Raw genomic sequence first — 18,088 nt, forward strand, 5'->3', positions numbered from 1 at the left:
TTTATCGCTAGCTAATTAGTTTTTTGTAACGTTAGCTGCTTGTGGTCCGCGGTTTCCTTCAACGATTTCGAAAGAAACTTCTTGACCTTCTTCTAAAGTTTTGAAGCCGTCGCCTTGGATAGCTGAGAAATGTACGAATACGTCTTCTCCGCCTTCAACTTCGATGAAGCCAAAACCTTTTTCGCCGTTAAACCATTTAACTTTACCTGTTTGCATGTCATGTACCTCCTAAATAAAAATGAAACTATGAATCCACATGAAAAGGTGGATATAAAGGACATGAATGTATAACAAGCTTACAGCCTTTAATACAACGTGCTTTATTTCCGTACCACATTATGTAGCTCAATAGTGTTTTCACTATATCATGCTATGTCGAAAACGTCAAATGAGAACACTTTCATTCCATCATTTTTTATAATCCTAGTATAACCTTAAATTTTCATTCTACTTTTATTCGAAAATTAACAAAACTATAGTGTTCTAATTCTTTTAACTTCTGTACAATATAATTACTACATATTTATGAGGTGAAAAAATGCAAGCACATGAAATCGAATATAAGTTATATGGCGATGATATGCAATTTGTTGAAATTGAATTAGACCCAAAGGAAAGCGTTGTCGCAGAAGCGGGCGCAATGATGATGATGGAAGACTACATCGAAATGGAGACAATCTTCGGTGATGGTTCTGGCCCATCTAACGGTCTATTCGGAAAATTAATGGGAGCAGGTAAACGTCTCGTTACAGGTGAAAGCATGTTTATGACTGTATTTACAAATACAGGGCACGGCAAACGCCACGTCTCATTTGCTGCTCCTTATCCTGGTAAAATTATTCCTGTAGATTTAACAGAATACCAAGGGAAAATCGTTTGTCAAAAAGATGCCTTTCTTTGTGCCGCAAAAGGTGTTTCTATTGGAATTGAATTTACAAAAAAAATAGGAACTGGTTTCTTCGGTGGTGAAGGTTTCATCATGCAGAAACTTGAAGGTGACGGCCTCGCTTTCATGCACGCAGGCGGAACTGTATATAAACGTGAATTAAAACCTGGTGAGAAACTTCGCATTGATACAGGTTGTCTCGTTGCCATGACAAAGGATATTAACTATGATATCGAATTCGTTGGAAAAGTAAAAACAGCTCTATTTGGCGGTGAGGGTTTATTCTTCGCAACATTAGAAGGTCCTGGAACAGTTTGGATTCAGTCCTTAACACTTAGCCGATTAGCAGCACGCCTTACAAGCCCAGCAGCGCAAAGTACTGGTGAAGGTAGTGTATTAGGTGGACTTGGTCGTTTATTGGATGGGAAAGAGTAAAAAGGGCCCTTATGTTGGCATGGCCATCGACTAATAAAATACTACAATTAAAACACCCTTGCTTGCAGTAATGCAGTGAAAGGGTGTTTTAATTTACGTCTACAAACGAGAAAAAGCAGATGAAATAAAGTAATAAGGTTTACTTCAGTAAAATAAGGTATATTATATTTGTTGAATAGATTCTCTTTCAAGACAAGAAAAGTAGGTGAACAAAGTGGGAAAATATCAATTAGATTCCAAAAGTCAGGTAGCTGTGGCAAAGTTTCATGAAAAACAGAAGCCTGCCAAATTTGATAAAAAGCAGCAACTTGAACAATTGCGTGCGGAGTATTTGAAAAAGAAGCAAAAATAAACAGATAAATAATATGTTTTGTTTCCCGAAATTTTCTGTATATAGTACGAACAAACACAAGAAAATAGGTGATTTATTCATCTTTCAAATATATACAGGCTATTTTTTCAAACCTCTTACAAGCCCAGCATTATAAAGTACTGGTGAAAGTAGTATATTAGGTGGCCTTGTTCGCCTTTTAGATGGAAAAGAGTAAAAAATGCCTCCAATGCAAAAAACATCGGAGGCATTTCTCTAAAGTTTATGAATATGGCATTTTATCTTTACTGCGGAGGGCTATACATACCATTTCGAATCATATAATACTCCATCGCGTCATTAAGCCATGCCTCTTCTTCTTCCGTGTAAGGAGATGGCATCATATTATTATATTGTTCTTCTACATTCTCTAATTTACCTAAAGAATACATTGTCTCTTCACCAACATACTTAAGAGTCGCCTTCATATGTTCATCAACCAATTTTTGCACTTCTGAATCCTCAATTTCTCTTCCAAATAACCTTTTCACTTCTTTTGCTAAACGCACAAACTCTTTATCAAGTGCTATGCCTTCTTCTTCCGGCTTATTATATAATCCATTAGCCAATTCTTTTGATACATATCCTTCAAGCCATAAACTTTGTTCGTTTTCTTTTTGAATGCTGTTAATTAGACTCATTAATATGTCACTATCCAACTCTTCATCTTCCTCAAGACATACCCTTGTTCGTTCAAGCGCCTTTATCGAAACTTCAATGTGTTTTTTCTTTTCTTCAAAGGCTTTTCTTTGTTGTTCCAACGTTTCTTTTAAACTTACATTCAAACTTGGAATTGTAAGCATGACGCGTATTTCTTCTAAACTATATCCTAATACTTTAAGACTGACTATTTTCTGTAGCTCTAATATATCTTTTCCTTTGTACACACGGTGACCAGAGCTAACGTTCTTTTCAGGTTTAAGTAGTCCAATTTCATCGTAATATTGTAGTGTCCGTATTGATGTGCCTGTTCTCTTTGAAAACTCACCAATTGAACAGCCTTCCTTTTTGCTCATCTTACACTCCTCCTAACAATATGTTTACAAAAATCATACTCCCTCACGTAACTGTAGGTTCAAGCTTTTTTCCAAAAGAATGAATCAAGTTCCTCACTGCATATATTAAACTATACCTTTTCTTAAGGAGGGCTTCCTTAATGCGTACTCCTTTATCCTTTGATAAAGACACTGCCATACTGTTAGCTTCTTGTTGTGAGTTAACGTATGAACAATATAAACAAAATGGTATTTTCGAAATACCAGATGGTTTTCAATATGTACAAGGGTTTCAAGGAAAGGCCATTCAAACAACAGAATGGTTCGGATTTATATTAGAATCTGAGGATACAATTATCGTTGCCTTTAGGGGCACTCAAACAGACCCAGATTGGATTATTGACTCTCTCGTCAATCAAAAACCTTATCCTTATGCTTTAAATGGTGGAAATGTCCATAACGGCTTTCTCTCTATTTATGAGTCTTGCCGTGATTCTATTATGGATATGCTCGTATCATTGCCAGCACATAAAAAACTGCTAGCTACTGGGCATAGTCTAGGTGGCGCGCTTGCCACATTACACATATTAGATGCACGTATAAATACTGCCTTCGCACAGTATGGACTTTATTCATTCGCTTCCCCAAAAGTAGGAGATATCGCTTTTCGAAATTATTATAAACTACAAGTAGCTAGTAGCTTTCGTTTCGTCAACTTGTTCGATGTCGTTCCACTTCTCCCTCCCCGAAACATAAATTTTAATGATCATGATTGGGAGTATGCACACGTCCATCACAATATGACATTTACAAAAAACACAAAATCCATTACAAATAATCATTCCATTACAACATACAAAACATGTCTGACTTCTCATTTTTAACCAGTAAACAATTGGAAATAAAATATTCATATACTATAATACTCTATGAAGTTATTTTTGGATGAGGGGACCTTACATGTTAAAATTTATCTTCACACTTTTTCTTATTGTAATTTTTACGGTCACAGGTTTCTTTACATTTTCATACTTTGCGACAGGAGAGTATGATGGGGCAGGTATAATATATACCACTATTCCATTTCTTTCTTAAGCAAAATAAATAAAACGAGCTTAAAAAAAGTAAGCTCGTTTTATTTATTAATATTAATTTTTGTTAGTAAATAGATAATATATCCCCCAACGTAGCAACCTCTTTAAAACTGTTTAACTGCATTACCAATACCCCAAATTTCATTGCTGTACTGCAAAATCGTTCGATCACTCGCAAAATGACCAGACTGTGCAATATTTAAAATCGACATTTCTAGCCACTTTGTTCGGTTCTCATAAGCTCTACCAACAGCTTCTTGTCTTTCAGCATATGGACCAAAATCTCGCAGAACGAAATATTCATCATTTTGAATAACGAGAGAATCATAGATCGCTTCAAATTCAGCACCCGATTGTGCAAAGAAACCATTTGTTAATTGATCTACTATTTTTTTAATGTGCCTATTGTGGTGATAATAGTCACTTGCACGATATCCACCATTTTGATGGTAATGAAGAACCTCTTCTGCTGTTAAACCGAAAATGAAACAGTTATCATCACCGACCCGGTCTTTTATTTCAACGTTAGCTCCGTCTAGCGTTCCAAGTGTAATCGCACCATTCATCATAAATTTCATATTGCCTGTTCCCGATGCTTCTTTACTCGCCGTTGAAATTTGCTCACTTACATCCGCCGCCGGGAATATATCTTCAGCTAAAGAAACTCGATAGTTTTCTAGAAAGATAACTTTCATATATTGACTAACATACGGATCATTATTTACTTTTCTTGCGAGTTCATTTATTAATTTAATAATTTTTTTCGCGTAATAATAACCAGGTGATGCTTTCGCTCCAAAAATAAAAGTACGCGGATAAAATGTAAAACTAGCATCCTCTTTCAAACGGTTATACAAATATAAAATATGAAGAACATTTAATAATTGTCGTTTGTAAGCATGTAATCTTTTCACTTGCACATCAAAAATAGAATTTGGATCAATCGTAATCCCCATTGTATTATGAATGCGCTCCGCTAAAATCTCTTTACGCTCTTGTTTTACCTCTGCAAACTTCTCTTGGAAACTAGCATCATATTGAACTGTTTGCAACGATTGAAGCTTAATCGGTTCTTTCTTCCACTCTGGTCCAATCGCCTCTGAAATGAGATTTGTTAACTGTGGATTTGCTTTCATAAGCCAGCGCCTATGAGCAATTCCATTCGTCTTATTATTAAACTTATCTGGATAAAATTCATAAAACAATCGCATTTCCCGCTGCTTTAATATTTCCGTATGAATTTTTGCTACACCGTTTACGCTATGGCTACCGACAATTGCTAAATGAGCCATTTTCACAAGATCATGCGCAATAATTGCCATGTCTTCAATGCGATGCCATTCATAAGGATAACGTTCCCAAAGTTCATGACAGAAACGTTCATTAATCTCTTCAATAATCATATAAATTCTCGGTAATAATGGTTTAAAAATGTGAATTGGCCACTTTTCGAGCGCTTCTGATAACGTCGTATGATTCGTATAAGAAATCGTCTGCGTCGTTATGTGCCAAGCTTCTTCCCATGTTAACTTTTCTTCGTCTAGTAAAATACGCATCAGTTCTGGAATTGCTAAAACCGGATGTGTATCGTTAATGTGAATCGCAATTTTTTCATGTAGTTGACGAAGGTCACCATATCTTTCTCTATGCATTCGAACGATATTTTGCAAACTTGCTGATACGAGGAAATACTGTTGTTTTAAACGAAGTATTTTTCCCTCATCATGCGTATCATCTGGATATAAAAACTCCGATACAGCCTCTGTTTCGCGCTTATATTTCAAAATATCTTTGCAGTTTTGCGGGAAAGGAACTGGTTCAGCATTCCAAAGTCTAAGTGTATTTACAGTACTCGTCTCATAGCCTACTACCGGCACATCATATGGCACCGCCATAATGACTTCTGCATTTGTATGCCTAAACTCTAAACGCCCGTCAATTTCTAGCGGTTCAACACTGCCAAAATAACTTACTTCTACAGCTTGATCATGTCTTCTTACTTCCCATACGTTTTCATGAAGAAGCCACTGTTCTGGAAATTCAACTTGATAACCATCAACAATTTTCTGATCAAACAAACCATGTTTATAACGAATTCCACAGCCGTGTCCTGGTAAGTTTAAAGATGCAAGTGAATCAAGAAAACAGGCTGCTAAGCGTCCAAGTCCACCGTTACCAAGGCCTGCATCTGCTTCCACTTCTTCTAACTCTTGTAACGAAATCCCTAGTTCAGATAACCCCTGCTCGCATACATCTCTAATACCTAAATTCAAGATGTTACTTCCAAGCAAACGTCCAAGCAAAAACTCAATAGACAAGTAATACATTTGCTTTTGCTCTCCTGATCGATAACTCTCGTTCGTTGCAATCCATTGACTATTCATATACTCACGTACCATATGGCCGAGCGTATTATATTGATCACGATTTGTAGAATCTTTGAAACTTTTCCCATACATCGTCTCTAACTTTTCTAGAAAAGTTGATTTAAAACTTTCAACATGAGTAAACATTTTTTCACCACCTACATGTTATTCCATGAGACTTTTATACAATTCCTTATAAGCAAGAGCCGATTGCCTCCAGCTATAATCTTCAGTCATCGCTTGTTTTACAAGCTGCTCCCACACTGGTTTATCGTGATAAAATTCAATTGCACGGTGAACCGTATGCAGCATGTCATGTGCATTAAAGTTCGTGAAACTGAAACCATTTCCTTCGCCTGTTTCTTCATCATAAGAATGTACCGTATCGTTTAATCCACCTGTTTCTCTTACAATTGGAATCGTACCGTACGCCAATGCGATAAGTTGTCCAAGTCCACACGGTTCAAACAGCGATGGCATTAAAAATAAATCGCTTCCCGCATACACTTGGTGCGCTAATTCTTCATTAAATCCGATATAAACTTTTACCTTCTCCGGATACTCATATGCCATCCACTCAAAGAATTGCTCATATTCCGAATCACCTGAACCTAAAATAATACATTGTACATCTTCTTCCATTATTTCGCGGAATACAGTGCGTACTAAATCAAGACCTTTTTGCTTCGTTAATCTCGTTACCATTGAAATAATTGGTGTATCCTCTTTTTCTGGCAAACCAAAATAACGCTGCAAAGCGCGTTTATTTTCACTCTTTTCATATAATGACTCTGCATCATACTGAGCCTTAATATATGAATCCGTTTCTGGATTATATACGCTCGTATCAATACCATTTACAATGCCACTAAGCTTATCATTATATTTTCTCAGTAATCCATCTAACTTCTCACCGAAAAATTCATATTGAATTTCTTCTTTATACGTCGGGCTCACCGCTGTAATTTGATCCGAAGCGATAATACCGCCTTTCATAAAGTTTATGTTTCCATAAAACTCTAGCTGCTCACTATGAAAATATTCATCACCAAGCTCTAACAAGTCGTACATCACTTCAGAAGGAAATACTCCTTGGAACTGCAAGTTGTGAATCGTATATACCGTTTTAATACGCTCATATAACGGGTTATCTTGATACTTTTCACGAAGTAAGAAATTAACCATAGCCGTATGCCAATCGTGGCTATGAAGAACATCCACTTCAAAATCAAGATGCGGAATACACTCTAACACTGCTTTTGAGAAATAAGAAAAACGCTCCCCGTCATCATAATGACCATACAGAGAATCTCTCTTAAAATAATATTCATTATCTATTAAGTAATACGTAATTCCGTCTTGCTCACCTTTTAAAATTCCGCAATATTGATTTCTCCACCCAAGCGGGACGTTAATTACTTTATGTAACGTACATCCATCTCTTAACTTTTGCGGAATGAGACTATAATTCGGAAGTATAATACGAACGTCCACTCCTAATTTTTTCAGCTCTTTTGGGAGCGCACCCGCTACATCAGCTAATCCTCCCGATTTCACAAACGGTACACATTCTGATACTGCAAATAAAATATTCACTTGTTGTCCCACTGCGCGAAAAGTTTTTATACTCCTCTTGCAGCTTCCTCCCTTCGAGTTTTCATTTAAATTAAAACTTTAATCAGTGGGAGAAAAAGCCCCCACTGATTCTTTAGGAATAACTATTAATCGTACTGTTTTGTACGCTTCCTTTTTCTACAACATATGGCTCATCGATGTTTCCTTTTAATACGACACCGTCGCCAATTTTCACGTCTTTATCAATAATAACACCGTCTATTATACAGTTATCTCCAATTTGGCTCTTTTGCATAATAATACTGTTACGAATAATTGAACCTTTTCCAATTTTAACCGAACGGGAAACAACACTGTTTTCGACTTCCCCTTCAATAATACTGCCATTTGCAATCATTGTATTTTTCACGACTGCACCCTTTAGATAACGAGTTGGCGGCTCATCTTTTACTTTCGTAAAGATCGGCGCTTCTTTCTTAAATAATTGCTTCCAAATAGCAGGCTGCAAAATTTCTAAGCTATGTTTATAGTAACTTTCAATCGAATCAATAATAGCTACATATCCTGTATGCTCATACGTAGCAATATGCAGTGATTTTCCGCGCTTTTCTCTCACTACATCAAATAAACTGTATTGCTCCACATCTTTATATGTCTCAAATAAATCTAACAATAATTGTTTCTTTAACACGTATGTTTGAAGCGAAACCCCTTCATGGCAAACTTCCGTAATATCAGCTGCCGTATGTATATGTCGCTCTAACACCGCCTGGAAATTTAATGCTGTTACGAGATGGCTATTCGTAATAACAACGTACTCTTCTCTGCTTCTTAGAAAATAATCAATATGTCTTCTAAAGTGTGCAAAAGACCCAAACTCATCTTGGTCACATTGGCAATTTGGCGGGAATAAAAATAGTCCGTCTCGTTTTCTATCTAAATCCCACTGTTTTCCTGAACCAACATGGTCCATTAGTGAGCGATTTTTATGACTTGTAAAAACCGCTACACTATGAATATTAGAATTCACCATATTTGAAAGCATGAAATCAATGAGTCGGTAACGGCCCCCAAACGGTAACGCCGCTAATGAACGATGCCCTGTTACTTTCTTTAAGGAAGGAAAACTTCCCGTTGCATTAATAATTCCTAACATTTTTTCTCCCATTCATTTCATCCCCCTTTTCTATTTCCCTTCAGCAATGAGTACTACATCGTCGACATTTTTTTCTGGACGAATAATTGTTCCATCTTCAATAACCATTTCCGAACCAACGATCGCTCTTTCAATCACAACATTTTTACCAATCTTTGCTCCTGGCATAACGACAGAATCAATAACCATACTACCTTCTTCCACCGTCACCCCTTGGAATAACACAGAATGCTTCACGTCCCCTTCAATGACGCATCCTTCGTTAATAAGTGATTCTTCTACTTTTGCCTTTTCTGCAATATATTGAGGTGGCTCATTTGGATTCACAGAATAAATACGCCAATTACGATCGTTTAAATTCAGCGATGTTTCATCGCGAAGTAAATCCATATTCGCTTCCCATAAGCTTTTCACCGTTCCAACATCTTTCCAATATCCTTCAAATGGATACGCCATTAGCTTCTTCCCTTCATCTAATAAAAGTGGAAGTACATCTTTTCCGAAATCATTACTAGATTCAGGATTTCTTGCATCCATCTCTAAATACTCTTTCAAAATTGCCCAGTTAAAAATATAAATTCCCATTGATGCAAGATTACTTCTTGGAAATTGTGGTTTCTCTTCAAACTCAACAATCTCCATCTCTTCATTTGTATTCATAATGCCAAAGCGACTCGCTTCATCCCAAGGTACTTCAATAACAGAAATGGATACGTCCGATTCTTTCTCAATATGGTAATCTAGCATCTTACTGTAATCCATTTTATAAATATGGTCGCCTGATAAAATAAGAACATACTCCGGTTCATACTGACTTAAATAGTTTAAATTTTGATAAATGGCACTTGCCGTACCTGTATACCACTTCACCCCTGAAGACTCCGCATAAGGAGGTAATACTGTGACTCCACCGTTTACTCGGTCTAAATCCCACGCATTTCCAATTCCGATATAATTATGAAGTTCAAGTGGTTGATATTGTGTTAAAATCCCAACCGTTTCAATACCAGAATTCGCACAGTTACTTAGCGTAAAATCAATAATGCGATATTTACCACCAAATGGAACAGCTGGCTTGGCTAAATTTTTTGTTAATGCACTTAAACGACTACCTTTTCCCCCTGCTAGTAACATTGCTACGCACTTTTGTTTTTGAGCCATCTTGTTTTTTGCTCCCCTTTCTCGTCTTCACTGGTCGTAATATGGATACGCCAAATGGTGGAATTGTAATCTCTACATGTGCTGCTTGATTATGGTACGGTTCTAGAATCGTCTTAAGACGTTTCTTATTCACTTGCCCCGAACCGCCATATTGCTCAGCATCACTGTTTAAAATCTCGTTATAATACTCGAAATCTGGTACACCTACTTTATAGTTTTCATATGTAGCTTTCGTAAAATTACATACGACAACTAACGCATCTTCTTGTTTATCCCCTTGGCGGATAAAAGAGAAAATACTTTGCTCATTATTATTAGCATCAATCCACTGAAAGCCTTCAGGTGAATGGTCAAGCTGCCAAAGTGGTTTTGAGCGCTTATACAATGCTATGAGCTCTTTAAAGTAATCATGCATATAACGATGCATTTCAAAATCATGTAAATTCCAATCTAAATCTTCAAGGTCTTTCCACTCATCAAACTGTCCGAATTCTCCTCCCATGAAAAGTAACTTCTTTCCTGGGTGAGTAAAGAAATATCCATATAATAAACGAAGCTGAGCAAACTTATCCCAGTAATCACCTGGCATTTTATTTAATAACGACTTTTTCCCATGAACGACTTCATCATGAGAAAGTGGTAATATGAAGTTTTCAGAGTACGCATATAGTAAAGAAAACGTCATTTTCTCATGAATGTGTTTCCTATATTCAGGCGCACACTCCATATATTTCAGTACATCATTCATCCAGCCCATGTTCCATTTGTAATTGAATCCAAGCCCACCTTCATACGTTGGAGTTGTTACAAGTGGCCAAGCTGTTGAATCTTCTGCCGTCATAAGAAAATCTTCATCCTCTGCAAACACTGCTTCATTTAACTCTCTTAAAAATGAAACAGCATGCTCATTACTTTGCTCTTGTCCTTCTTTATTCCAGTACAACATGTTCGCAACTGCATCTACTCTGAAACCATCAATATGGAAATATCTCATCCAAAATAACGCATTTGAAATTAAGAAATTACGTACCTCTCTCTTCCCTAAATCAAAATTGACAGTTCCCCATACTGGATTTTCTTGTACATCTTTATCTTTATATTCATAGGTCGGTGTGCCATCAAACAAATATAAACCGTGAGCATCTTTACAAAAGTGCCCCGGCACCCAATCTAAAATGACACCGATTCCATATTTATGACATTCGTCGACAAAATACATTAAATCATGCGGCGTACCAAATCTACTCGTCGCTGCATAATATCCCGTTCCTTGATATCCCCAAGAACGATCATATGGATGCTCAACAAGCGGCATAATTTCAATATGTGTAAATTGATGTTCCACCACATACGGGATGAGCTCTTCTACCATTTCCCTGTAAGAATACAGCGTTCCATCTTCTTTCTTTTTCCAAGAACCAAAATGTAATTCATAAACTGTCATCGCTTCTTTATAAATCGGTTTTTTCTTTTTCTTACGATTCCAGTTTTTATCATTCCATTCATATCCTTTTATATCAAAAACTACAGATGCCGTATTCGGTCTTACTTCTGCATATATAGCATACGGATCTGCCTTTAAAATGACGTCACCAGCCAACGTTTCAATCGCATATTTATATATTTCTCCTTCTTCAATATGCGGTATAAATAAGGACCAAATGCCTTCTTCTGTCACTTGTAGCATCTTATGTTGCTCATAATCCCACTCATTAAAATCTCCAACAACACTCATTGCTTTCGCATGAGGAGCCCACACTGTAAATCGTACCCCTTGAATCTCATCTTCCGTCACAACATGTGCGCCAAAGATGTTATAACTTTCATAGTACTTTTCTGTATGAAACTCATCTCGTTTCACTTCTTCACAATTTATTACACTCAATATGCTCACCTCACTTAGATGACAGAATTTTTTATACTTTAATTATTTCTGCGAAAAACTGCAATATCCTTGTTGATTTATAAAAAACATTCGTTTTTTTCTTAAAAATGTTAGTTTTTCTTCACATTTCCGTGTAAAATATCGAATTTTGACGAATATTCATTGAAAACGCTTTATTATTCTTCTATATTTTTACCTATTATTTTTTCTCAACCTTTATTTTATTAGATTTATCCTATTTTTCATGCTATTTTTCATTCAAAATCAAAACAAAATAATCTGTCATAAAAAAATGTTTCTCAACATTTTTTGTCACAATTTTATTGAAATGCAAAATTCATAAGCATATACTCGCTCTCAATAAAGAACTTAGATCTTCCGTAACTATAATTCATAGTGGACTACTATGTTTACTTATTTATCCTTGTTGCGAACGGTCACTATGAAAATTTAACTAGGAGGGCTTTCTTATGTCATTAAAACAAAAAGTAGGAATGGGAGTTGTCACCGCTTCACTTGGTTTATCCCTTACATTCGGAGGTGTATTCGCCTATTTCAGTGATTCAGAAACATCGAGTAACTCATTTCAAGCCGCCTAACAACGAAACTTGGTACTGAAAAAGACGGTAAGCTGCTTGGCCAATATTATTATGCAAGACCTGACGAAAACCTTGCCGGCGATGTAAATGGTGATAAAGTAATCGATATTAAAGATGCTGAAATTATCGCTAGCAACTACATTAAAAAAGGACTAACTGTAAAAGACGGAGATCTTAATAAAGATGGAATTGTCGACGAAAAAGATATTCGCTTCGTTGAAAAGAACTTCTTGAAAAAAGGTCCAGATGCATCTAAATCACAAACACCTGTAGAAAAATCAAAAAGCGGTACACTGACAGATATTTTAAAGAAGTTAGGATTAACACCTAAAAAATAATCATAAAGAGCACTCTATATAAAATAGAGTGCTCTTTTCTATAAATGACCCTTATCCAGCAAAAGGGGTATATTGGGGATATACAAGGGAAACCGGAAAAGGAATTTATATTGAATTATATATAAATCCAGAAGTAAGAAGCAGGTCCCCACTTCCGGATTATTTAGCAATTAATTATAGTACTGGTGCCATAGTTTCTTTTAATACTTTTACAGAATGAGCGAATTTCGCTTTTTCTTCTTCATTTAGCTCAAGTTCTACGATTTCACGTACACCTTCGCGGTTAATAACAGCTGGAACACCTACGTAAGCATCTTTCTCACCGTATTGACCTTCAAGGTATGCAGATACAGTTAATACGCTGTTCTCGTTGTTTAAGATCGCTTTAGTTACACGAAGTAGTGACATACCGATTCCGTAGTAAGTTGCACCTTTACGTTCGATGATATGGTAAGCTGCATCACGTACATTTTCGAAGATTTTATCTAAGTCTTCTTGTTTGTACTGTTCGTTGTTAGCTAAGATTGTTTCTAGTTTTTGTACACCGATAGTAGCGTGGCTCCATACTGGAAGTTCAGTGTCACCGTGCTCACCAACGATGTAAGCATGAACGTTACGTGGATCTACATCTAAGTAGTCACCTAACATGTAACGGAAACGAGCAGAGTCTAAAGTAGTACCAGAACCGATTACGCGCTCTTTCGGTAAACCAGATTCTTTCCAAGTTACGTAAGTTAAAATATCAACCGGGTTAGTTGCGATTAAGAAGATTCCATCGAATCCGCTATCCATAATGCCGCGAACGATTTGTTTAAAGATCTTTGTATTTTTCTCAACTAAGTCTAAACGAGTTTCACCTGGCTTTTGTGGTAACCCAGCAGTGATAACAACTAGATCTGCATCTTTACAATCTGCATAGCTACCGCTCCAAACTTTTGTTGGTGATGGAGAGAATGGTACCGCATGGCTTAAGTCCATTGCTTCCCCTTCTGCTTTTGCTTCATTAACATCTACTAATACGAATTCTTCAGCTACACCTTGGTTGATCATTGAGTAAGCGTAACTACAACCTACAGCTCCTGTTCCTACTAATACTACACGATTGATACCTTTTTTCATGGTAATTTCCCCTCTCTATTGTTCACATATATTTTTTTATGATTGTTTAAGTAATTAATTAAAATACTAATTTAATGTTGTTTAACTTCTTTACATTCATATTGTAGCACGTATTATTGTGAATTACTTCACAATTTATGACCTATTTGTGAACTTTTTCACATAGAGTGTAAAGTTGTTAGATCAGGTGTGGAATCCATACCAAATTAGGTGTTTTCTTTAGATTGTGAATAAAAATGTATGATTCAATTACTCACTGTAACTAAATTCACTTTCTATAATAAAAATCCTAACATTCACAAAAAATGTAATCACATTATAAGATTAAACTGACTGATCACATCATTCCCTTACAAGATGGACGTCAATTAGCTTATATAGAATACGGTTAAATAAATGAATTAGCCTATACTTTATCACCTCCCTTTTAATCATTATTATATATTAAAAAATATCCGTTAAAATTATGCATTCTTTTCTAATAATAAACCATTCAATATAAGTGATAGGCTATGCAAAGCTTTAGACAACCGTGCCTCTGCATCTTCAGAATTCGCAATCCAACAAGCAAGGTCCACTAGTCCGCCATTTATAAATCTTGCTAAAGCTTCACAGTCCGTCTTTTCAATAATACAGTCCTTCATTAATTGCTGAAGCATCTCGGCCATCGTCACTAAACATTGTGACTGTGATGATTGATAATAACTAGTTCCTAATACTGCTGGTGCATCTCGAAGTACGATTCGCTGAATTTCTGGATTAAGTGCCATCGTTAAATATGCACGACAACGCCCAACAAACCCTTCCCATTTTCCTTCCGCTTCATCTGATACTTTCCCTAATTTATTATCCATTTCCATATCAATTTCTTTTACAACTGCTTCTAACAATCCTTTTTTATCACCAAAATGATGATAAATTGCACCACGTGTTAAACCGACAGATGCTGTAAAATCATCCATAGACGTATTTACATATCCAACTGTACCAAAAGCCTCTCTTGCTGCCCACAGCAATTTAGCACGTGTTTCAGTAATCATTTCTGCTCTCGTTTTTTTAATCATCTTTTCCTCCTACTTCTATTCATTCTCTTTATTCAAAATGAATTGCACTATAGTATCGTTCTCTATATAAAAGAATAACTCCTTTAAACATCGGCTCTATCCAGAGATAAAACATTTCAATTGACATACGCTCCGTATGTTAATATGATATTGGCATACGGTGCGTATGTCAATTATTTCTAGCTTACAAGATAATATAACTTCTTACCTATACCCTACATTGACTCACTGTCCCTTTTTATAGAAGGTATTAATGAAACAGAGGAGGAGTTAAAAGAATGAAGAATGTATATGTACACGTCAAATATTGTGGTGATTATCATGTTTAATTCCTACCGTGAGATTTTCAGTGCTCCTGGTACAAAAGGATTCTCATTAGCAGGATTTATAGCTCGTATGCCCATATCAATGATGGGTATTGGTATTGTTACCATGTTATCTCAAGTAAGTGGTGACTATTGGCTTGCTGGAGCTGTTGCAGCTACCTTTACATTATCATCAGCTTTACTAGCTCCTCATATTTCTCGGATGGCTGATCAATTAGGGCAATCTCGCATACTTCTTCCGACTACAGGTATTAGCGTTTTCTTTACAATCCTCTTACTTCTATGTACGAAATATGAAGCTCCTTATTGGACGCTATTTCTATCCGCTTTATGTGCAGGTTGTATGCCAAATATGTCAGCTATGGTACGTGCACGTTGGACTAAACTATACCGCGGATCCCATAAATTGCATACAGCATTTTCCTTCGAATCGGTCGTCGACGAAATTTGCTTCATAATTGGTCCTGTATTATCTGTCAGTTTAAGTGTTATGTTCTTCCCAGAAGCAGCGCCACTTTTATCATCTGTTTTTCTTACAATCGGGGTATGCCTATTTACTATGCAAAAAAGCACAGAACCGCCTGTACACCCTCGCGACATTACAAACAACGGAACAGTATTTAAAATTGGTTCTTTGCGAGTACTAGTATTCACACTCATTGCTATAGGTACTATCTTCGGCACAATAGATGTCGTTAGTGTAGCTTTTGCTGAGCAGCAAGGAAACACAGTAGCTGCTAGCTTTGTACTTTCTGTCTATGCAATCGGTTCATGCCTGGCAGGCCTTATTTTCGGTACCCTTAAACTCAATACCCCACCCTATAATCAGTTTTTAATAGCGGTCACACTTTCCATGATAACAATGCTGCCACTAGTTTTTGTAAACAGTATTACTTGGCTAGTAGTTATTGTTTTCTTTGCAGGGCTATCTGTCGCTCCTACTATGATTATTACTATGGGGCTTGTGGAAAAAATCGTATCTGAATCAAAGATAACCGAAGGAATGACTTGGGCAATTACAGGACTTGGAATTGGAGTCTCCCTAGGATCAGCGATAGCTGGTTTAGTTATTGATAACTTTGGAGCCCATGTAGGATTTAATGTGGCTATTATAGCAGGAGGCCTTGCCTTAACTATTGCACTTTTAGGCTACAAAACTCTTCACTCCGCATATAGTCATGTTGTTATTAAACAAGATGAACATTCAATAGAAAGTTAAAACATATTCAAAAAATAGGATTACTTTTTCTTATGTATGAGAAAAGGTAATCCTATTTTAAACTTATTATTTATAATCTGTCATAGCTTCTTCTATATCTATACACAACAAAAAAGAGATAGCAGATTATGCTATCTCTTTTAGTATGACCCGTACGGGATTCGAACCCGTGTTACCGCCGTGAAAGGGCGGTGTCTTAACCACTTGACCAACGGGCCAGTTCTGGCAGAGAAGAAGGGATTCGAACCCTCGCACCGCGTTCGCGATCTACTCCCTTAGCAGGGGAGCCCCTTGAGCCACTTGGGTACTTCTCTATAAATATGGCTCCGCAGGTAGGACTCGAACCTACGACCGATCGGTTAACAGCCGATAGCTCTACCACTGAGCTACTGCGGAACAATTATGGTGGGCCTAAATGGACTCGAACCATCGACCTCACGCTTATCAGGCGTGCGCTCTAACCAGCTGAGCTATAGGCCCATAATTGAAAAGCGGGTGAAGAGAATCGAACTCTCGACCAGAGCTTGGAAGGCTCTTGTTTTACCACTAAACTACACCCGCATAAAATTGAAAATGGTGAGCCATGAAGGATTCGAACCTTCGACCCTCTGATTAAAAGTCAGATGCTCTACCAACTGAGCTAATGGCTCATTTTGAAAGTGGTGCCGGCTAGAGGACTTGAACCCCCAACCTACTGATTACAAGTCAGTTGCTCTACCAATTGAGCTAAGCCGGCTTGCGACTTCAAAATGGTGGCTCGGGACGGAATCGAACCGCCGACACGAGGATTTTCAGTCCTCTGCTCTACCGACTGAGCTACCGAGCCTTATTAAAATGGCGGTCCCGACCGGGGTCGAACCGGCGATCTCCTGCGTGACAGGCAGGCATGTTAACCACTACACCACGGGACCATTTGGTTGCGGGGACAGGATTTGAACCTGCGACCTTCGGGTTATGAGCCCGACGAGCTACCGTACTGCTCCACCCCGCGATGATATAATATGTAATTTAAGAAAAAATGGAGGAGGTAGAGGGATTCGAACCCCCGCGCGACTCTCGCCGCCTGTCGGTTTTCAAGACCGATCCCTTCAGCCGAACTTGGGTATACCTCCGAGATATAAACCTTTAGTGGTGGACCTTGTAGGACTCGAACCTACGACCGGACGGTTATGAGCCGTCTGCTCTAACCAGCTGAGCTAAAGGTCCTTTATGGTAGCGGCGGAGGGGATCGAACCCCCGACCTCACGGGTATGAACCGTACGCTCTAGCCAGCTGAGCTACACCGCCATAAATGATATTAAAATAAGTGGAGCCTAGCGGGATCGAACCGCTGACCTCCTGCGTGCAAGGCAGGCGCTCTCCCAGCTGAGCTAAGGCCCCATGTTTTTGGGAATATCGGGAAGACAGGATTTGAACCTGCGACCCCCTGGTCCCAAACCAGGTGCTCTACCAAGCTGAGCCACTTCCCGTTAATAAAAGCGCGCCCGAGAGGAGTCGAAC

At 37.6% G+C, this 18,088-nt stretch carries 14 protein-coding genes, 15 tRNA genes and 3 pseudogenes; 8 read left to right on the forward strand and 24 right to left on the reverse strand.

Going from position 1 to position 18,088, the window contains the following annotated elements; all coding sequences use genetic code 11:
* Nucleotides 1–15: 15 nt before the first annotated feature.
* The gene (cspD, locus tag MR160_RS22440; protein WP_001193052.1) at nt 16–216 is read right to left on the reverse strand and encodes a cold-shock protein CspD; all 201 of its coding nucleotides are present in this window, start codon (nt 214–216) and stop codon (nt 16–18) included.
* 322 nt (nt 217–538) lie between these two features.
* Between cspD and MR160_RS22445 the strand changes: the two genes are divergently transcribed.
* The 3 genes and pseudogenes from MR160_RS22445 to MR160_RS35365 all read left to right on the forward strand — a co-directional run.
* Nucleotides 539–1,321 (forward strand): TIGR00266 family protein, encoded by a 783-nt coding sequence (locus MR160_RS22445; protein ID WP_001147844.1) that lies wholly within the window; start codon nt 539–541, stop codon nt 1,319–1,321.
* Between the two features lie 214 nt (nt 1,322–1,535).
* A complete protein-coding gene (locus MR160_RS22450; RefSeq protein WP_000521641.1) occupies nt 1,536–1,673 on the forward strand; it encodes a hypothetical protein in 138 nt (45 codons plus the stop codon).
* A gap of 115 nt (nt 1,674–1,788) precedes the next feature.
* Nucleotides 1,789–1,869, forward strand: a pseudogene (locus MR160_RS35365) (TIGR00266 family protein); the annotation flags it as partial.
* Between the two features lie 67 nt (nt 1,870–1,936).
* Here MR160_RS35365 and MR160_RS22455 read toward each other — a convergent pair.
* On the reverse strand, nt 1,937–2,707 hold the full coding sequence (locus MR160_RS22455) for a MerR family transcriptional regulator (protein ID WP_000037218.1): 771 nt from the start codon (nt 2,705–2,707) through the stop codon (nt 1,937–1,939).
* 140 nt (nt 2,708–2,847) lie between these two features.
* Here MR160_RS22455 and MR160_RS22460 point away from each other — a divergent pair, with 140 nt between their 5' ends.
* Both MR160_RS22460 and MR160_RS34890 read left to right on the forward strand, forming a co-directional pair.
* Nucleotides 2,848–3,570: a lipase family protein gene (locus MR160_RS22460; protein WP_001260110.1), complete on the forward strand. Its 723-nt coding sequence runs from the start codon at nt 2,848–2,850 to the stop codon at nt 3,568–3,570.
* Between the two features lie 76 nt (nt 3,571–3,646).
* Nucleotides 3,647–3,781 carry a hypothetical protein gene (locus MR160_RS34890; RefSeq protein ID WP_000911076.1) on the forward strand — a complete coding sequence of 45 codons (135 nt, stop codon included), beginning with the start codon at nt 3,647–3,649 and terminating at the stop codon, nt 3,779–3,781.
* 103 nt (nt 3,782–3,884) lie between these two features.
* Here MR160_RS34890 and glgP read toward each other — a convergent pair whose 3' ends face one another.
* The 5 genes from glgP to glgB form a co-directional block, all read right to left on the reverse strand.
* The gene (gene glgP, locus MR160_RS22465; protein ID WP_000494093.1) at nt 3,885–6,293 is read right to left on the reverse strand and encodes a glycogen phosphorylase; all 2,409 of its coding nucleotides are present in this window, start codon (nt 6,291–6,293) and stop codon (nt 3,885–3,887) included.
* 18 nt (nt 6,294–6,311) lie between these two features.
* Nucleotides 6,312–7,742, reverse strand: a complete 1,431-nt coding sequence (gene glgA, locus MR160_RS22470) for a glycogen synthase GlgA (RefSeq protein WP_002081949.1) — start codon at nt 7,740–7,742, stop codon at nt 6,312–6,314.
* Between the two features lie 112 nt (nt 7,743–7,854).
* Nucleotides 7,855–8,889, reverse strand: coding sequence for a glucose-1-phosphate adenylyltransferase subunit GlgD (glgD, locus tag MR160_RS22475; RefSeq protein ID WP_000504159.1), 1,035 nt, complete (start codon nt 8,887–8,889; stop codon nt 7,855–7,857).
* Between the two features lie 18 nt (nt 8,890–8,907).
* On the reverse strand, nt 8,908–10,038 hold the full coding sequence (glgC, locus tag MR160_RS22480) for a glucose-1-phosphate adenylyltransferase (protein ID WP_000057602.1): 1,131 nt from the start codon (nt 10,036–10,038) through the stop codon (nt 8,908–8,910).
* A complete protein-coding gene (glgB, locus tag MR160_RS22485) occupies nt 9,986–11,923 on the reverse strand; it encodes a 1,4-alpha-glucan branching protein GlgB (protein ID WP_000111399.1) in 1,938 nt (645 codons plus the stop codon). Before glgB ends, glgC begins: the two co-directional genes overlap by 53 nt.
* Before the next feature lie 470 nt (nt 11,924–12,393).
* On the opposite strand from glgB, the pseudogene MR160_RS22490 reads away from it, so the two are divergent.
* Nucleotides 12,394–12,516, forward strand: a pseudogene (locus tag MR160_RS22490) (TasA family protein); the annotation flags it as partial.
* Nucleotides 12,507–12,860, forward strand: a pseudogene (locus MR160_RS22495) (dockerin type I domain-containing protein); the annotation flags it as partial. The pseudogenes MR160_RS22490 and MR160_RS22495, both read left to right, overlap by 10 nt.
* Nucleotides 12,861–13,034: 174 nt before the next feature.
* Here MR160_RS22495 and MR160_RS22500 read toward each other — a convergent pair.
* Nucleotides 13,035–13,979, reverse strand: a complete 945-nt coding sequence (locus MR160_RS22500; RefSeq protein ID WP_000715339.1) for an L-lactate dehydrogenase — start codon at nt 13,977–13,979, stop codon at nt 13,035–13,037.
* A gap of 464 nt (nt 13,980–14,443) precedes the next feature.
* On the reverse strand, nt 14,444–15,043 hold the full coding sequence (locus tag MR160_RS22505) for a TetR/AcrR family transcriptional regulator (protein WP_000592777.1): 600 nt from the start codon (nt 15,041–15,043) through the stop codon (nt 14,444–14,446).
* 321 nt (nt 15,044–15,364) lie between these two features.
* On the opposite strand from MR160_RS22505, the gene MR160_RS22510 reads away from it, so the two are divergent.
* A complete protein-coding gene (locus tag MR160_RS22510) occupies nt 15,365–16,588 on the forward strand; it encodes an MFS transporter (RefSeq protein ID WP_242298077.1) in 1,224 nt (407 codons plus the stop codon).
* A gap of 146 nt (nt 16,589–16,734) precedes the next feature.
* Here the strand turns inward: MR160_RS22510 and MR160_RS22515 are convergent.
* The 15 genes from MR160_RS22515 to MR160_RS22585 all read right to left on the reverse strand — a co-directional run bounded on the left by MR160_RS22515 (nt 16,735) and on the right by MR160_RS22585 (nt 18,057).
* A tRNA-Glu gene (locus MR160_RS22515) sits at nt 16,735–16,806 on the reverse strand.
* A 5-nt stretch (nt 16,807–16,811) separates the two neighbouring features.
* Nucleotides 16,812–16,902, reverse strand: a tRNA-Ser gene (locus tag MR160_RS22520).
* A gap of 7 nt (nt 16,903–16,909) precedes the next feature.
* Nucleotides 16,910–16,984: transfer RNA gene (locus MR160_RS22525), tRNA-Asn, on the reverse strand.
* Nucleotides 16,985–16,991: 7 nt separating this feature from the next.
* Nucleotides 16,992–17,068 (reverse strand) — tRNA-Ile (locus MR160_RS22530).
* Nucleotides 17,069–17,078: 10 nt separating this feature from the next.
* Nucleotides 17,079–17,149, reverse strand: a tRNA-Gly gene (locus tag MR160_RS22535).
* A 13-nt stretch (nt 17,150–17,162) separates the two neighbouring features.
* Nucleotides 17,163–17,238, reverse strand: a tRNA-Lys gene (locus tag MR160_RS22540).
* A gap of 10 nt (nt 17,239–17,248) precedes the next feature.
* Nucleotides 17,249–17,324: transfer RNA gene (locus MR160_RS22545), tRNA-Thr, on the reverse strand.
* Between the two features lie 14 nt (nt 17,325–17,338).
* Nucleotides 17,339–17,414: transfer RNA gene (locus tag MR160_RS22550), tRNA-Phe, on the reverse strand.
* A 9-nt stretch (nt 17,415–17,423) separates the two neighbouring features.
* A tRNA-Asp gene (locus MR160_RS22555) sits at nt 17,424–17,499 on the reverse strand.
* Nucleotides 17,500–17,502: 3 nt separating this feature from the next.
* A tRNA-Met gene (locus tag MR160_RS22560) sits at nt 17,503–17,579 on the reverse strand.
* A 28-nt stretch (nt 17,580–17,607) separates the two neighbouring features.
* Nucleotides 17,608–17,700, reverse strand: a tRNA-Ser gene (locus tag MR160_RS22565).
* Between the two features lie 17 nt (nt 17,701–17,717).
* Nucleotides 17,718–17,794, reverse strand: a tRNA-Ile gene (locus MR160_RS22570).
* A 4-nt stretch (nt 17,795–17,798) separates the two neighbouring features.
* Nucleotides 17,799–17,875, reverse strand: a tRNA-Met gene (locus MR160_RS22575).
* A 20-nt stretch (nt 17,876–17,895) separates the two neighbouring features.
* Nucleotides 17,896–17,968 (reverse strand) — tRNA-Ala (locus tag MR160_RS22580).
* 15 nt (nt 17,969–17,983) lie between these two features.
* A tRNA-Pro gene (locus tag MR160_RS22585) sits at nt 17,984–18,057 on the reverse strand.
* Nucleotides 18,058–18,088 lie beyond the last annotated feature (31 nt).

Source organism: Bacillus cereus group sp. BfR-BA-01382 (genome assembly GCF_022663475.1).
In the GTDB taxonomy this organism is placed as follows: domain Bacteria; phylum Bacillota; class Bacilli; order Bacillales; family Bacillaceae_G; genus Bacillus_A; species Bacillus_A thuringiensis_S.

Excerpts from the sequence above, each read along its gene's own strand:
- MR160_RS34890 (WP_000911076.1), top strand. The coding sequence starts at position 3,647 with ATGTTAAAATTTATCTTCACACTTTTTCTTATTGTAATTTTTACGGTC.
- MR160_RS22445 (WP_001147844.1), top strand. The coding sequence starts at position 539 with ATGCAAGCACATGAAATCGAATATAAGTTATATGGCGATGATATGCAA.
- MR160_RS22500 (WP_000715339.1), bottom strand. The coding sequence starts at position 13,979 with ATGAAAAAAGGTATCAATCGTGTAGTATTAGTAGGAACAGGAGCTGTA.
- cspD (WP_001193052.1), bottom strand. The coding sequence starts at position 216 with ATGCAAACAGGTAAAGTTAAATGGTTTAACGGCGAAAAAGGTTTTGGC.
- glgD (WP_000504159.1), bottom strand. The coding sequence starts at position 8,889 with ATGGGAGAAAAAATGTTAGGAATTATTAATGCAACGGGAAGTTTTCCT.
- MR160_RS22505 (WP_000592777.1), bottom strand. The coding sequence starts at position 15,043 with ATGATTAAAAAAACGAGAGCAGAAATGATTACTGAAACACGTGCTAAA.
- glgP (WP_000494093.1), bottom strand. The coding sequence starts at position 6,293 with ATGTTTACTCATGTTGAAAGTTTTAAATCAACTTTTCTAGAAAAGTTA.
- MR160_RS22460 (WP_001260110.1), top strand. The coding sequence starts at position 2,848 with ATGCGTACTCCTTTATCCTTTGATAAAGACACTGCCATACTGTTAGCT.
- glgC (WP_000057602.1), bottom strand. The coding sequence starts at position 10,038 with ATGGCTCAAAAACAAAAGTGCGTAGCAATGTTACTAGCAGGGGGAAAA.
- MR160_RS22510 (WP_242298077.1), top strand. The coding sequence starts at position 15,365 with ATGTTTAATTCCTACCGTGAGATTTTCAGTGCTCCTGGTACAAAAGGA.
- MR160_RS22455 (WP_000037218.1), bottom strand. The coding sequence starts at position 2,707 with ATGAGCAAAAAGGAAGGCTGTTCAATTGGTGAGTTTTCAAAGAGAACA.